This window comes from Flavivirga rizhaonensis, from assembly GCF_004791695.1.
GTDB classification, from domain to species: Bacteria; Bacteroidota; Bacteroidia; order Flavobacteriales; family Flavobacteriaceae; genus Flavivirga; species Flavivirga rizhaonensis.
In genome coordinates, this window is the sequence record NZ_SRSO01000005.1 from 142,940 (window position 1) to 158,606 (window position 15,667).

The 15,667-nt window shown below is 31.5% G+C and carries 12 protein-coding genes; 3 read left to right on the forward strand and 9 right to left on the reverse strand.

The genetic code is table 11. The features are described from left to right. Positions 1 to 10: 10 nt before the first annotated feature. From porW to EM932_RS05270, 4 genes are all read right to left on the reverse strand, one after another. A complete protein-coding gene (gene porW, locus EM932_RS05255; RefSeq protein WP_135876127.1) occupies positions 11 to 2,578 on the reverse strand; it encodes a type IX secretion system periplasmic lipoprotein PorW/SprE in 2,568 nt (855 codons plus the stop codon). Between the two features lie 509 nt (positions 2,579 to 3,087). Next, positions 3,088 to 3,792 carry an ABC transporter ATP-binding protein gene (locus tag EM932_RS05260; protein WP_135876128.1) on the reverse strand — a complete coding sequence of 235 codons (705 nt, stop codon included), beginning with the start codon at positions 3,790 to 3,792 and terminating at the stop codon, positions 3,088 to 3,090. Between the two features lie 12 nt (positions 3,793 to 3,804). Next, positions 3,805 to 5,283: a DUF5687 family protein gene (locus tag EM932_RS05265; protein ID WP_135876129.1), complete on the reverse strand. Its 1,479-nt coding sequence runs from the start codon at positions 5,281 to 5,283 to the stop codon at positions 3,805 to 3,807. Between the two features lie 6 nt (positions 5,284 to 5,289). Beyond that, positions 5,290 to 5,676 carry a DUF2059 domain-containing protein gene (locus tag EM932_RS05270; protein WP_135876130.1) on the reverse strand — a complete coding sequence of 129 codons (387 nt, stop codon included), beginning with the start codon at positions 5,674 to 5,676 and terminating at the stop codon, positions 5,290 to 5,292. 137 nt (positions 5,677 to 5,813) lie between these two features. On the opposite strand from EM932_RS05270, the gene EM932_RS05275 reads away from it, so the two are divergent. Further along, the gene (locus EM932_RS05275) at positions 5,814 to 6,869 is read left to right on the forward strand and encodes a ferredoxin--NADP reductase (RefSeq protein ID WP_135876131.1); all 1,056 of its coding nucleotides are present in this window, start codon (positions 5,814 to 5,816) and stop codon (positions 6,867 to 6,869) included. Between the two features lie 252 nt (positions 6,870 to 7,121). On the opposite strand, the gene EM932_RS05280 is transcribed toward EM932_RS05275, so the two are convergent. From EM932_RS05280 to EM932_RS05295, 4 genes are all read right to left on the reverse strand, one after another. Then, on the reverse strand, positions 7,122 to 9,998 hold the full coding sequence (locus tag EM932_RS05280; protein WP_246040910.1) for a glycoside hydrolase family 2 protein: 2,877 nt from the start codon (positions 9,996 to 9,998) through the stop codon (positions 7,122 to 7,124). Between the two features lie 196 nt (positions 9,999 to 10,194). Further along, positions 10,195 to 11,178, reverse strand: a complete 984-nt coding sequence (locus EM932_RS05285) for a glycosyltransferase family 9 protein (protein WP_135876181.1) — start codon at positions 11,176 to 11,178, stop codon at positions 10,195 to 10,197. 176 nt (positions 11,179 to 11,354) lie between these two features. Then, on the reverse strand, positions 11,355 to 13,088 hold the full coding sequence (locus tag EM932_RS05290) for an ATP-binding protein (RefSeq protein ID WP_211344258.1): 1,734 nt from the start codon (positions 13,086 to 13,088) through the stop codon (positions 11,355 to 11,357). A 20-nt stretch (positions 13,089 to 13,108) separates the two neighbouring features. Next, on the reverse strand, positions 13,109 to 13,714 hold the full coding sequence (locus EM932_RS05295; protein ID WP_135876133.1) for a DUF4254 domain-containing protein: 606 nt from the start codon (positions 13,712 to 13,714) through the stop codon (positions 13,109 to 13,111). A 74-nt stretch (positions 13,715 to 13,788) separates the two neighbouring features. On the opposite strand from EM932_RS05295, the gene upp reads away from it, so the two are divergent. After that, positions 13,789 to 14,442 (forward strand): uracil phosphoribosyltransferase, encoded by a 654-nt coding sequence (gene upp / locus EM932_RS05300; RefSeq protein WP_135876134.1) that lies wholly within the window; start codon positions 13,789 to 13,791, stop codon positions 14,440 to 14,442. Here upp and EM932_RS05305 read toward each other — a convergent pair. Continuing rightward, entirely contained in the window at positions 14,437 to 15,360 is a 924-nt protein-coding gene (locus EM932_RS05305) for a DUF6427 family protein (RefSeq protein ID WP_262709938.1), read from the reverse strand. The genes upp and EM932_RS05305 overlap by 6 nt on opposite strands. Before the next feature lie 69 nt (positions 15,361 to 15,429). Between EM932_RS05305 and EM932_RS05310 the strand changes: the two genes are divergently transcribed. Further along, the gene (locus tag EM932_RS05310) at positions 15,430 to 15,657 is read left to right on the forward strand and encodes a DUF6341 family protein (protein ID WP_135876136.1); all 228 of its coding nucleotides are present in this window, start codon (positions 15,430 to 15,432) and stop codon (positions 15,655 to 15,657) included. Positions 15,658 to 15,667 lie beyond the last annotated feature (10 nt).

Below are 15,667 nucleotides of genomic sequence, written 5' to 3' on the forward strand. Positions count from 1 at the left end.
TGCTATTAATTTAATTATTATTTATATTCAAATAGGCATCTAAATTTTTATGTATTTGAACAATTTGATAATTTTCAGATGCTATTGCAAAATAGGGTTCTTTTATTTTATTTTTATCTTCTTCAATTATTAATTGACGGAATGCTTTTGCTACTTCTGCATTTTTCAGCCCATGAACAACAACAAAGACCGTACTCGAATTATAAACATCTACAGAAGATTTTAAATCATAATATCTTATATTTTTTAAAACTTCATCTAAGATTTTTTGAAAGTCATAAACGTTCTCCATGTCTGGATTTTCAAACTTAAAAATAATTTTATAATTAGTAGTTACATTATCGTCAGAAATAAAATCTTTGTTCATAAGTTTAGGCAAAATACTAGCTTCAATATTTTGAGCCTGTATGCCTTCTTGTGTATTTGCATAAGTAAGGGCTACATAATTGACTGCTTCTTTGTAAGCTTCGTACCCACGCAACCTTCCTATAGCTGTAGCCTTTAATAATTCTAATTTCGGCACGATTGCATTTCCATCAAACATGCTAATATATTTTTCACTTTTAGAAATCACCTTAGCATATTCCTGATTTCCATGTTGTTTATAAAGTGCTTCATACAAACTTTCAGGACTGTTTTCGTCTCGACCAGATGCCAATTCTGGATTACTTAAAATAGTAGCATATCTAGAATCTGGATATTTTGAAATAATCTCATTCTTAGCAATTTCTGCCTCACCATTTTCGCCTAAAATCTCATAAATCTTATATAGATTATATTTAGATGGCAATATTAATCGCTCTTCCGGATTACTTTCAAGTAAATTTTGAAATTTACTCTTCGCTAATTCGTATTCTTTGAACTTCTCTTTATAAATTAATCCCAATTGATAATAAGCATAGTTACGGTCTTTAGATATGCTATCAATTTCTTTTTTATCAGAAGGAATTTTAGAGATATAAAATTGAGGGTCAAATAATTCTTCTTCTGTAGCCAAAGCCAAAATGTCAACATTATTTGTATCGTTATAAATATCTCCAGAATTTACTTTACTAGACCATCTCCAATCGTCTTCTAAATTTCTATCTCCCCAAATTTTTATAAATTCATTTTTACCATACGCCACCGTAGTCGGGTTATAAAAATAAAACACAGGTGCTTGATTAGGCGTACCTCTTTGAGGGTTTTGACCTACAAATGTATTATTAACTGTAGCTAAACCCGTATTTCGTTTTGCTGCTTCTTCTCTTTTCTTTTTCTCTTCTTCTTCCTTCGCTTTAATCTTTAGCTTTTCAACTAATGACTCAAAGTAAGTCAACCTCTCTGCTTCAGATAAATTAACAAGCCTTAAAACACTATCATTGACCTGTGCTTTAGCTTCATAATAGATAACGTCTTCCAGGTTATCTCGTTTGCGTTTAATAATACGATACGGTTTAGAATTTAAAACTAAAGTTCCTAATGTACTATCGTAATATTCTCCAGCGGCTTTATAAATGGACTTGTCAAAATTCATATCTCCAAGAATTTCATAATTTCTGGCCTTCAATATTTTATCTCTAGAGTTCGTGCGCAATGATTTATTGTAATAAACTGTAGCTAAAGAGTCCGATTGATTATTTAAATGATATTCTGCAATTTGGTGATAAATTTTATCTAGAAAAGGTCTGTTTTCTCTATTCTCTTGAAGTTCTGTTAGTAATTCTGTTACTTCTAATTTATTACCATTCTCATAATCGAAATTTTTAATTTTTTCAATATGAGCCCCTATCATGTAAATTCTAGGTGTTTTACGGTTTAGCTCAATCACTTTATCAAATGCTATGTTTGCACTATCCTTCTTACCTAGCTTATTATACAATTGCCCTTGAATAAAGCGATAACGCCCGCGCTCATCATTACTCTTTGTAGCATTTGATGCTATTTCTAATTGTGTTATAGCACTATCAATAGATTTTGTATTTAAATATGCTTGTGCCAACATAGATGTAGCATCTGCCAAATCCTGACCTTTTAATTCTTCTTGAAACAAGAGGCGTTTCAGGTTTTCAATGGCTAAATCATCATTATTTAAACGAATATTCGTTTTTTCACGCCAAACTTTTGCTTGATTTATCTTATCGCTTGCTGGATATTTGTAAAGGATATAATTAAAGGCCTCTAAGGCAGGTATAAAACGTTGGTCAAAATATCTGGATTTTCCTAATAATAAATAAGCTTCATCCATTTGTGGGTTTTTTTCTTTCCCATCAATATTCATACTGTGCTTCTGAATAGCTTTGACTGCCTTCTCTTCTGCTCTGGTAAAACTTTCATTTTTAGATTGCCCAGGAAGTACAACCTCATCGAATATTTGCATCCGTTCAATAGGAAGGATATCCCAATAGTTATCGGTATAATTTTCATTAAGACTCAGCCTTCCTTCTTCTAAAGCATTATAGCCATTATAAAGCGTATTAAACTCTGCTGTTAGAGCATGGAAGTTTCGAGTTATAAATTTGTCCTTTTTTCTGGAGCAACTTACAACCAACAAAGTGGCACATAGAATAATTAATATCGCTTTAGAAGATCTTTTCAATGCTGGTATTTTTTAGTCTAACTAAATAACTGTAAACTCACACATATATTATGCAAGTAGGTAAAAATAAACATCTTTTTTGATTAACCTATAAAATCAAACGACTTTTGAACTATAAAAGCGCCCCATTAAGTTGTGATATTAAAAATTGCCACTAATTCACGAATATTTTTATACAAAACGGGTATTCTCGCGAAGGCGCTGAGACGCAAAGAGGCTTAGACATTACGGTAGGAAGTTTGTTAGAAAAACTACATACTGAATACCGTTTAATGCTTACTGATCACTTGAACTTATAAATATTCTTGCTAATAGAAATCTCTCGTAAAGGTGCAAAGAAGTTAAGGTATTATTTTACAGTAAATTTGTTAGAAGAACAGCCTACTGATCACTGTTTACTTCATACTGAATACTACCAATCTATACTTAATCCATCAATACTTTTAACAGTAAACTTGGGCCCACTTCTATGCAATCAGAATCTAAGACTGTGTACTGCTTACTGAACACTAAAAACCTGTTCCAGCAAAATGCACTTCAAGCTCTTTTAATGTAGCTTCGCTAGTTTTTAAATCTTTTACAACCTCTCCTTTTTCAAGTACAACAATACGCTCACAAACATCGGTGACATGCATTAAATCGTGGCTGGATATTAAAACAGTTGTACCTTGTTTTTCTGCTAAATCCTTAATAATCCCTTTAAGGCGAATTTGAGTAGTTGGATCTAAGTTTGCAAAAGGTTCATCCAGAATAATAACTTCTGGGTTTCCAATTAAGGCAGCTACAATCCCTGCTTTTTTCTGATTTCCTTTACTTAAATCGCGTAAATATTTTTTCTGTCCTAGTATCTCACCGTGAAAAAAGTCTTCAAACTGAGCTACTAGCTTATCTACATCTGCTTTATTCTGTCCTCGCAATTCACCAATAAAATAAAAGTACTCCTCGGCAGTTAGATAACCAATTAAAAAGCTTTCATCAATAAATGCAGAAGTAAATGGCTTCCAATCTTCACTTTCATTTACTTGAATATCATTACTTTTTATAAATCCTGTTGATGGCTTTATTAAGTCTAGAAGCAAACTAAAATAAGTGGTTTTTCCCGCACCATTATTTCCCACCAAGCCAAAACTTTGTCCTTTAGGAATGTCTAATGATTCTATATTTAAAACTTCGTTTCCACTGTATGTCTTTGACAAGTTTGAAGTTGTTATCATAATACTGTTTTTTTAGTTGTTTTGATCGAAGGCATCAATCATTTTATATTTTGACTCTAAATATTTCTTAGTAATTGTTTTCATTAATCTTTGATGAAAAACAACACCTGTTATACCAAGTGTCGCTAATATAATACAGGCTATTTCGAAACCTATTAAAAAGTAAAACAGTGCAAATATTCCCATAGGTATTAGTAACAACGGAATCCCAATAAGCCATTGTACCGCTCCTGTACCTTGATAATTGAAAGCTGCTTTCTGATTCAAATTAATCTTCTTACGATTAAAAGAACCACCATATAAAATAACATGTGTATTAACACCAAGGTTGTAAATGGCTGCTGCAAAATGGGCCAATAATATTTTCCATCCAAAGTAAACATAAGGAATGCTTAGTACAAATAATATAATAATACTTAAAGCCATTAACGTGAATTTCGATTTTAAATACTGTTCATATTTAATATTCTGACTCATAAGGAGTTTATAATAACCACTATCCCAAGCTGGAATAAACTGCCCAAAATTCATTAAAAAGATACCTGTAACAAAAACACCAATAAAGGCAAAAAACCATGGCATCTCTTGATACATTGGTTGTGGATAAAAAAACAGCCCGTAGAACAGCCCTAAAGCCAACATCCAAACAGAAGATTTGGTACGTTTATTACGCCAAAGCAGCTTTAAATCTAATCGCATAAAAGGGGCTATGTCTCCAAAGTTTTTTGTCCATTCTAAGTTAGATGCATGTACTTCTTTAACTTCTTTTTTTAATCCGCTATCTAAAAATAAATTTTGTTTTAAAATTTTAAAGTTAAAAAGATAAAGCCCCACTAAAACAAGTATTGGGATACCTATTAAAACAGGTGTTTCGTAAACAGCATTAATTCCATTTGCAACTATTTCAGTAAAAGAAACTACATTGAAATGGTTTAACACAAACAATCCACCAGTAAATACAATTATGGGTAAAAAAGACAGTTCTTTTTCTGCCGAAAAACTTTCTATAATAAAATTTAAAAAGTTAATGCAAAGTGTTGCTATAATAAGGGTTAACATCCAAACCAATACAGAATTTACCGGATAATCTTTTACAATTAAAGTAACCCCAAATGGTATAATAGCAAAAAGAGATAAGTAATTAAAAAATGATATTGCTGATTTACCTAAAACATAATTAACTATTTTGCTTCTTTTTACAGGAAGTGTTAGCAATGGCTTAACACTCATTACAGGTAATTTCTGAAAGAAAAACCTAAAAATAAGATCGCCTAATATCCAATAAAAAAGATAATTATTTACTATAACTAATGGGTCTTGATCTGGAAAAGTATCTTTAAGCCCAGGATACATTATCAAGCCCATTCCTAAAAACATAGCCATAAAATATAGAGCAAAAAAGCCCATTAATATTTTTACAGCAAGTCCTTTACCAAAATTAGCAGACCTTATAAAAGATTTCCATTCAAAACTTAAAAAGTTTTTAATCATGATTGGCTAGTTATATTTTTGGGCAATCCCTTGTACTTCCATACCCCAAGATTGTCCAAATATCATCGCTTTCTGGGTTAAACCTAATTGTTTTTCTGATAATTTTTTACCTAGGTCCGTTTTATAAAAAGCGACCAATTCTTTAATCTCATCTATTGTAAATTCAGCCATATAAATATCGGCCATTTTAATATATAAAGGCTCTAAAGTCTTATTCGCTTCTTTGTTGGCTTCTGAAACTCCAGCTCCAATTTGTCCGATAGCATTTTCGAATGCTGCACCCGCACCTGTAAGTTTTATAAATTTTACCGTGACATCTTTAAATTCAGTATTTTCTTGAGCTTTAACAGTTATCGTTAACATAAGCATGCATACAAATAGTATTTTTTTCATTTTTAGAGACTTTATTAGTTAATGTTTAAATTTATGATTATTAATTTATACGTATTAGTAACTTTTTTAATGGAATTGTTACAGTCAAAGTTAAAATTTGCAAATCAACTTTATTACTTTTGTCAAAAACATTATACATGTCATCATTTCACAAACTTACGGTTGCTGCAATAAAAAGAGAAACCAACGAATCTATTAGTATTGCTTTTGATATTCCTGAAAATTTAAAAGACACATTTACTTTTATAGCTGGTCAGTATATAACTCTAAAAACTGTAATTAAAGGACATGAAATAAGAAGAGATTATTCACTATGTATATCTCCTAAAAGTGGTGAATTAAAAGTGGCTGTGAAGGCAGTAAAAGATGGTACCTTTTCATCTTATGCCAACAATGAATTGAAGGTTGGAGATACTCTGGAAGTAGCTCCTCCAAAAGGACGTTTTGTTTTTGAACCTAACGACTCTAAAACAAAAAACATTGCTGCGTTTGCTGCAGGTAGTGGTATTACCCCCATTTTAAGTATTATTAAATGTGCTTTAGAAGAAGAAGTTTACAGTAAAGTTATTTTGGTTTATGGTAACAAAACAACCAAAGACACTATGTTTTTTAATGAACTTTTAGAACTGCAACATACCTATAAAGACCGTTTTTCAATACAGTTTGTATTTAGCCAACAAGATGAAGATGATTCTATTTTTGGACGTATTGAAAAAAGTACCGTTAATTACGTGATGAAAAACAAGCACAAACATGTAGAGGTTGATGCTTTTTATCTTTGTGGACCTGAAGCCATGATTCATACTGTAAAAGACGTTTTAACAAACCATGGTATTGACGAAAAACGCATTCACTTTGAGCTTTTTAAAGCTGCAAAGCCTTCAGAAATAAAAGAAGAGGTTGTAACAAATGGTAAAACAAAAACAACAGTTATTGTTGATGATGAGGAATTTTCATTTGAAATGCCTCAAAAACAAACTGTTCTTGAAGCTGCTTTAGATGAAGATATTGATGCACCTTATTCTTGTCAAGGCGGTATATGTAGTAGCTGTTTGGCTCGAATAAAAGAGGGTGAAGCAACTATGATACAAAATAATATCTTAACCGAAAATGAAGTTGCCGAAGGCTTAATTTTAACATGTCAAGCGCATCCTACTACACCAACTCTTGTTGTAGATTATGATGATGTTTAATCGCTCTAACCTATCCAAAAGGAAAAGGTGATGAAATTTTATTTAACGTCAGTTTCTATGTTAAAAATCAACAAATTACGTTCTTCGTGTCAGGAGCGCAGTCGAAAAGCTCAAGGCGACAAGCGACGACATTAGTAGATTTAATGCTTAAAATGAGCTTGTAGTTACGTTGAACCCACATTATTTAGAAATATACTTGATTTTTCTATTCTATAGTTTTAGTAGTTACCACTCTTAAATTTTAATATTTAACTAATACCATTCACTTAAAATAAAACTATTAAGCCACACCGCTTTTTGTTCTGGGCTACTAAATATAATACTTATGGGATTTATCCCATCAGATTCAATATAAATTTCGGTACTTTTAAAACCATCCTTTTGCATATCTTTCCCTTCTGTAACCTTTATATTTTGTTTTATTGATGTTTTATTGACATCATTAATAAGAATGTCCAAACTTTTAGAGTAAGGGATTTTATAGACTTGATATGTCGTCATTTTTTCTTGATTAGGATCCATACCATCTGTATTTGTTCTTGGAGCATGATGTGTAGTGTTTAATTTGTACTTTCCTTTTTTAAGTCCAAAAAACTCTAGTTTTAATCCTTCTTTTGATGTTCCTAAGACTCCATCTCCATTAGCAAATCCGTATTTTCCAATAACATTTATTTCGCCCAACCAACGGGTATGAGAGGCGTGACCTCCAATACCCTCAATTGATGCTGAAAACCCTCCAAACTCAGTAAAATCTTTACTAGAGTTGCTATTGTCTTTACTATTCCAGGCTCTCCATCCAAACTGAACCAATTGTTGGTGTTCACCTAAATCGACCTTGACCTTTTCAAAATCAAAAATGGGTTCAGCATGTAATTGAATCATATCATTATTGCCTTTTTTTGTAATAACCTTTGCGTGTCCTGATTTTAGACCTTTTGCCTTTGCAGATATTAAAATTTCTCCTGGAGCATTTCCTGATTTTATTAAAACTGCTGCAACACCGTATTCTGTATTCATTGGGTTAGAACCAATACCTTCTTTATCACCAACAATTTCAGCAGGTCCTTTTAACGAAAACTCTATTTCCATATTGGCATCACGAATAATGGTTCCGTTTTTGTCAACAACTTTTGCATAACCCACTAAAATATCAGAACCATCTGCAATAAACTCTCTACCAGATTGATCTAATTCTAGAACAATTTTATAAGGCTCTTCGGGTGTAAAAGCACTTTGTGTTGTGACAATTTTTCCATCGGTTATTCCATTTGCTATAATTTTTCCTGATTCATAATTAGATGTTGAAAATATAAAAGGGGCATGTTTTAAATATCGGTATTCATCTTTTTTAGAAGGTTCTTGAATAGCCATAGTTTTTCCATTTACAATTAATTCTACTTTTTCAGAATTACTAAAGACAACGACTTCGTTTGTTCCTTCTTTCCAATCTGTTTCTATATATAGGTAAGGGGCATTCGTTAATTCGGCTTTATACCAAGCAAGGCCAGGTTTGGGATATCTAAAAATGGTCATGAAACCACTACGACTTCGATCCTTTGGGTTTTCTGAAGGATGAAATGTATAATATGCATGAGCCGTCCAAGAAATTAACCCTAGCTTCATTGGGTTATCTAAATAGTCATTAACCGCTTCAGGGCCTCGACGTCCCTCCATTGCTAAGATTGGTTCGTCTTTGCTCCAATAATAAGGCCCGTAAACCATTTGTCCATATATATCAGTTAACCCTGAGGTTTGCCAACCTGTCCATCGACTACTCTGTGACGCAGTGAAACGGAATGGGTCTTCCTGCTTAATTACATTATGCGCCCTAGGGACATAACCCCGATGATTAATGCCTGCGCCCCAGATAAAAACTGAAGGATGGTTTCTATGATTTCTAACCATAGTTCTTGCGGCTTTTTCGTAATTATTAAACCAATCTTCATTACCAATAGACATCCAAGTTGGGGCTTCTTCATAAACCAACATACCAAGCTTATCGCAAGCTTCTATAATGGCATTATCGTGCGGATAATGAGCCGTTCTTAAAACATTCATCCCCAATTCTTTTAGTTGTAATACATCTTTGTAATGCAATGCATTTGGAACTGCATCACCAATAAAACCATAGTGTTGATGCCTGTTAGTCCCTATTAACTTAATTGGTTTTCCGTTAAGTAATACCCCTTCTTTATTACTAATTTCAATTTTTCTGAAACCAATCTTGCTTTCTTTTTGATCTACTGGTTTACCATTATCTAGAACTAGCGTATGTACACGATATAAATACGGATTATCAATTGACCAAAGATGAAAATCGTCTTCTATACTTCCTATTTGATTAAAAACAACATCACTACCCGATGCAATAATTTTTGTTTGTGATAATTTAAGTACTACAATTCCTTTACGATTTATTAATCTACTTATCACTGTGGTTTTCTTGATTGAATCAGTCTCGTTCCTGACTGCTGTTTTTATATTTACTGTTCCATTCATATTAACAGGATCTACAGTTGGTGTTGTAATATATTGCCCTGTCATTTCTCCCTCCCAATTAAATGTAATATGTAATGGGTTAGTTTCAACTAGATAAACATCCCTGTACATACCCGCAAATTTTATATAATCCATTGGTCCTGGATCTGGCGGAACATCATTTTTTTTTCGGTTATCAGCTAAGACAGTAACTAGATTGGTTGTTCCAAAATTTACATATTCTGTAATGTCAAAATGAAATGGTGTATACCCTCCAACACCATATTCTCCAACATGCTTACCATTTACCCATACATTTGTTACCTGATGTACCCCTTCAAACTCCAGAAATACTTTTTTGTTTTTGTTTGAGGATACTTCAATCTCTTTTCTGTACCATCCTACTTTTCTCATAAAGGTTTCTTGATATTTATCATCCATGCATCCATTTAAACCCATAGAGGTTAGCTCTAAACCATGAGGGACATTTACTGTTTTCCATTTAGAATCGTCAAAAGAAGGCATAAAGTAATTAGCATCTGGTTCACCTAAATGAAATTTCCATCCATTATTTATTTTTAATTTGGATCGATCTGTTGAAGGGTATCCTCCAGGAAAGCTTTTGCTTTGGGCCAAAACGAGGGAGGACATTATCATTAAAATTAAAGCAAACCTGTGGTTATTCATCTTTTAAATATTTATTTCTGACTTGTAAAATTATTTAAGCCTGTATAGTTTCTAATAAATATATTAAATAGCATTAAAAACCAGATAAACTGATGTTCAAATGATTATAACATATGTTTAATTAAACCTTAAATTATAATGTTTTTTAGAAGGAAAGATATTATTGTTTTAAAGTTATTCTAATAACTTTTTCGATCACTGTTTCAGGTGTAATACTACCAGCTGCATTTTTATAACTTTCTGGGTATTTGCTTCCATAAACGGAAGTAGGGATTTCTGGAAACCGATTCCTATCTGATAATAAAGCATAATCCTTAGCCTGATTAAAAGGTGCAAATCCAGCATAAGGATGTGTAACTCCCCATATAGTTACCACCTTTATACCTAACATCGCCGCTATATGTGCATTGCCAGAATCCATAGAAAGCATCACATCAAGATTAGATATAACATCCAATTCTTCGTCTAGCAATAATTTTCCAGCAATATTGATAGTGTTTTCAAAAGAAGCTTCAAAATTATTTAAAATAGCTACTTCTTTTTCTCCACCACCAAATAAAATTACTTTATAATCTTTTGAAAGCGTTTCTATAACTCTTTCCATCAAACCTAACGGATACATTTTTCCTTCATGTGCCGCAAAAGGAGCAATGCCAATCATTTTCTTAGAATTTTGACCGATAATTGCTAAAGTCTTTTCATTTAGAATAGATTTATTTGGAAATGTTGGGTTTGATAAATCTAACTTAAAACCTAAAGCATCAAACACATCAACATACCTTTGATGCGTAGTCTTTAATTGCTGAAATATTTTACCAGAAACCAAAGCTTTCTTTTCCGTTCTCCCTTTATCTATCTGAATGAACTGTGTTCCAAAGAACAAAAACTTTAAAATTTTACTGCGCAGAACATTATGTAAATCTGCTACCACATCAATCTCTAGCTTTTTTAATGCTTTAGAAAGTTTAAAAAGTCCTGATAGACCTTTATGCTTTCCTTTAACATCAGCAGGAAAAACAGTAACATTTTTTAAGTCTCGGAAAAAGGGAGAAAAAAGGGCGCGTGTTAAAATCGTTATTTTTAGTTCAGGGTGCTGATGTGTAAGTGCACGTAAAACAGGAATAGTCATAGCTACGTCTCCCATGGCTGAGAGGCGAATAACCAAAATGTGTGTTGATGGTTTAGTTAGCAATTTACACTATTTAGGATAAATTTTTGGACATTTTTGGACATTTTAAATATCTGATATTCAAGTGATTAATAGATATTATTGACAAAAATCTTGTTTTGTTAACATTTTTTTGGACATTTTTTGGACGTTTAATTTTCTTTGTTTTTAGTTTTTCTAACCATATCAATGGCTTGTGAAATCACTTCCATTTCTTTAATATAACTTTCTCCTAATATATACTTAGTCCCTTTACCACTTCCAACTTGCTCAATCATTTTATCACTCACAAATTTATCTACTCTAGCCCTTACTTGTCTCCTAGATAATTTTCCTTCAAATAGATTTGCTAGATCTCCCATTTTAACATATTTTTCTTTATTTAAAAACTGAATGATTTTAGATAAAACTTCATTATCATCAGGTTCAAGTAAATTATAATATTTAGTTTTTTCATCAGTAAACTCATAATAGTCCTTCGAAAGTATGTAAAAAATAGCATTTGTTTTACCTCTTCTTTCAATAAGCTTTTTATCAATAAGTTTATTTAATTGTTCTAAATCGAGATCCTTCTTAGGCGTTCTTTTTTTTATTTTGTTTAATGTAATAACTTCTAAAACTGATAACTTTTTATGTTCGGGAAGTTCCTTTTGAATGGAATCAATAAATAAAGCAAATGCCCTATCTTTTATTACTGCTGATAGTTTTAATGTAACTTGAAAATAATCAGATTTTGAATAATCTGGCTCTGACTTCCCTTCCGAAAGAGTTTTGTAAAATATTTTATCTACGCCTTGACCTGAACGTTCGACGATTCCTGTTTTTTGTAAAACATTTGCTAAAAGTCTATTCCTCGGTGTACTTGGAGTATTTAATAAATTATTTAATGTTACTCCCATAGGAAATCCTCCAGCATTAATAATGTCTAACCTTTGAGGATATTGTTTAATTACAATCTCAGACGACCTTCTATAATCTCTATGAGTAATGGCGTTATTTAAAGCTTCTCTTATTACTTCCTCATTAAAATATGGAACATTAAAGATGTAAGGCCCTTCTTGAATTGGAAAACTTCCATTTCTCAAATTAATAGTATTCCATAAATCATCTATTAACTTGAAAAAAGGCTGTGAAAACTTCAACCTATTGTCAAATGGTATTTGGTTTTCAAGACCTCTATATTCTAACATTATCGTCGCCTGTGGAAGTTTTTCGACGAGAATATCTTCTTTTGCTAATAAAATTAATGCAGCATTTGTTAGTTTATTACCCTTAAGTAACTCTAAATCTGAAAGTACCTGATGGTTAGGCAACAACATAAATTGTTTGTTATTTTGTGCTATTGAATATTTCTCTTTTAAAATTTCAATAGCCTCAATATCTAAGTCTGATATTTTCAACCCATCACAAAATAACTCTGAAAAATCAGGTTCTTGTTCTTGAATAATTTTCAAATGCCTCTCATCAGACATTGGCTTCAACTCTTCTCCAACCCTCATTAATGGCACATCTTCAAATTTAAAAACTTTCCCTGCTGGACGTGATGGAACTTCAATTACCAAAACTCTCTTGTCTTTTTCAAATAATTCATAAACCTCAGGTCTTATCAGGGTATCTCTATAAATTTTAGCTTCTAAATCTCCAATTGAATTTTTATTCTGTGAAGTACCTACAACCTGATGAGGATAATTGTCACTCATTCCTATTACTAAATACCCTCCCCCTTCATTACATAGCGCAGTAACATATCCTAATATACACCTTCTTCTATCTGATGGTTTCAACTTAGAACCTCCATCATAAGAAACATTTCCTCTTTCGCCTCTTTTAAATTCAACCTTGTCTTCAGATTCCTTAAGATTTTTTAATTCTTCAATTGTAATCATAAACAAGTATTATACAAATTCTATTTCTGCCCTCTCAATACTGGGTTTAATTCATCATCATTGTACATTTTCATTTGTTTGTAAACTTTCATGTACTTATCCCCTTTTCCAATATCACTAAGTAAGGTATCAATAGCTGTAGATAAATCTACACGTTGCTCCAATAAAACATTTAATTTTTTCTGGCAAGCCTCTCTATGGGCACCTGAAGCATCTGTTCTTGTAGCCTCTTCGTTCATATGATAAACTTTTAATGCCAAAATAGATAATCTATCGACTCCCCAAGCTGGGCTTTCAGTATTAATAGTCGCATCTGCTTTTACTGAAACATCTTTATACTTTTCAAGAAAATAACTATCAATATATTCAACCATATCTGTTCTGTCTTGGTTTGAAGCATCAATTTGTCGCTTCAATGTTAAAGCAGCAACAGGATTTATTTGAGGATCTCTAATAATATCTTCATAATGCCATTGTACAGTATCGATCCAACATTTTCTATATAACAAATGCTCTAATAAATCACTTTTATCATATGCATTTTGAAAAGGTTGGTCTACGGTATTTATTATATGATACTTTTCAATAACATCTTGAAATATTTTGTTGGCTTTTTCTGTAAACATGTTGTCTTAATTTTAAAGTGTAAATATACTTCATATTTAATTAACTTTACTACTCAAAAAACGATATAAACACCATGAATATTCACAATATATCTAAAGAAAATTCCATATTAAATACTTTCATTTCTGAAATTAGAAATACTCATATTCAAAAAGACAGTATGCGCTTTCGAAGAAATATTGAACGTATTGGAGAAATTTTGGGTTATGAAATGAGTAAATCTTTAAATTATATAGCTTCAACTGTTGAGACTCCTTTAGGAAATTGCAACATTAATTTATTAAATAATGATATTGTTTTATGTTCTATCCTAAGAGCTGGTGTACCATTACACAATGGATTGCTTAATTATTTTGATACCGCTGAAAATGCTTTTATATCTGCTTACAGACACCATAAACATAATCCCGAAAGTTTTGAAATCATCGTAGAGTATTTGGCTTGCCCTGATTTAGAAGACAAAACACTTATTCTTGCAGATCCCATGCTAGCGACTGGACAATCCATGGTGGCTACTTCCGAGGCCTTAAAGCCATTTGGAACACCTAAAGAAGTCCACTTAATTAGTGTTATAGGAGCTCCAGAAGGCGTTAACTTTGTTAAAAATAATTTTGATGACAAAACACATTTATGGATTGCGGCTATTGATGATAAACTAAATGATAAAGGTTATATTATTCCAGGCCTTGGAGATGCAGGCGACTTAGCTTTTGGAGAAAAACTATAACAATAGTGTTATAAATGGAACTATAATAAGTAGGGACAGAAATACTTCTTTAAACCATTTTTCCTGAATAATCTCAATGTAATTTGTAATAATTATAGTTAGTGGTGCAAACATAAATAAAAATTCACTTCCGTTTTTTTCGGGGGCTTGAATCACTATCAGAAATGTAATTACAACCGCAATCATAATAATTTTAAAAGAGGCTCTAAAGGCTTTTTTCTTCTTTTTAATATTCTGTAAATAAAATATGGATGACCAAATTCCGAAAGACAATAACAAAGTAATAGCAACTAAAAACTTTATTGAATTATAGTTACTAAAATCATAACTAATTTTTGGTGAGATATTAAATATTTCGAAAAAATTATCATACACAATTATAGAGGTACTTATAGAAATCACAAAAACAGTAACGACTCCTACAAAGGGCATAATCCAATGTCTCAATTTGTTATCTGTATATAAAATTAGAGTAACCAGTATTAAGGCAAAAAATAAAATAGTCCAAAAATAAAATAGCGATGCAATAGCTACCCAAAAAGCAGCATCAAATAATTTCTTTTTTACATTTTTTGGGGATCGCAAACTCATTGTACGTCTTAAACCTAGTAAAACAAAAAAGTTAGAAAGAATTATTTCTGTACTCATGGTAGTTTGTACAATTAACAATAAAAACAAACTAAATAGTAAAATTTCATAGTTGTTCTTCTTTGTTAAATTATTTTTACTAACGATAAAATCTAAAAGCAAAACAGAGATGTAACAAACTAAAAGTAAAAGAATTTGCTTCAATATAAACCCTAATGTTATTGGTTCGTTTATTAATTTTACCCTAGCTATTATAAAAGCTAAAAGCATAATAAAAAAAACAATGATGAAATTTATTGATTTAGATTTACTAAAAATGCTTGTTATCATTAACTCTTTTTGTATTTTTGCTACGTAAATATACTAACTAAAATTAGTTAAAAACAATAAATATAACCCATGAAAGATTTCTTTTACGCTATACAGGATTTATTTGTCAACGTTCTTTTCGCACCATATGATGCTTTAAGAGCTCTTGAGCTAGAAAATTGGTTTGCTGCAAATACCGTTTCTTGGATTTTCCTTATTATAGGTTTTGTTGCTATGATTTATTGGATGAAGCAACTTAAAATGTTTAACGATAATAATGAAGAAGACAAGAGTGTTTCTTCACACTCGTTTTTGTAAAATTACTTTC

Bases quoted from the DNA above. Each gene is read 5' to 3' on its own strand.
- upp (WP_135876134.1), top strand. From the start codon at position 13,789: ATGAATATTCACAATATATCTAAAGAAAATTCCATATTAAATACTTTC.
- EM932_RS05305 (WP_262709938.1), bottom strand. From the start codon at position 15,360: ATGATAACAAGCATTTTTAGTAAATCTAAATCAATAAATTTCATCATT.
- EM932_RS05265 (WP_135876129.1), bottom strand. From the start codon at position 5,283: ATGATTAAAAACTTTTTAAGTTTTGAATGGAAATCTTTTATAAGGTCT.
- EM932_RS05260 (WP_135876128.1), bottom strand. From the start codon at position 3,792: ATGATAACAACTTCAAACTTGTCAAAGACATACAGTGGAAACGAAGTT.
- EM932_RS05295 (WP_135876133.1), bottom strand. From the start codon at position 13,714: ATGTTTACAGAAAAAGCCAACAAAATATTTCAAGATGTTATTGAAAAG.
- EM932_RS05270 (WP_135876130.1), bottom strand. From the start codon at position 5,676: ATGAAAAAAATACTATTTGTATGCATGCTTATGTTAACGATAACTGTT.
- EM932_RS05310 (WP_135876136.1), top strand. From the start codon at position 15,430: ATGAAAGATTTCTTTTACGCTATACAGGATTTATTTGTCAACGTTCTT.
- EM932_RS05275 (WP_135876131.1), top strand. From the start codon at position 5,814: ATGTCATCATTTCACAAACTTACGGTTGCTGCAATAAAAAGAGAAACC.
- EM932_RS05280 (WP_246040910.1), bottom strand. From the start codon at position 9,998: ATGTCCTCCCTCGTTTTGGCCCAAAGCAAAAGCTTTCCTGGAGGATAC.
- EM932_RS05290 (WP_211344258.1), bottom strand. From the start codon at position 13,088: ATGATTACAATTGAAGAATTAAAAAATCTTAAGGAATCTGAAGACAAG.
- EM932_RS05285 (WP_135876181.1), bottom strand. From the start codon at position 11,178: ATGGGAGACGTAGCTATGACTATTCCTGTTTTACGTGCACTTACACAT.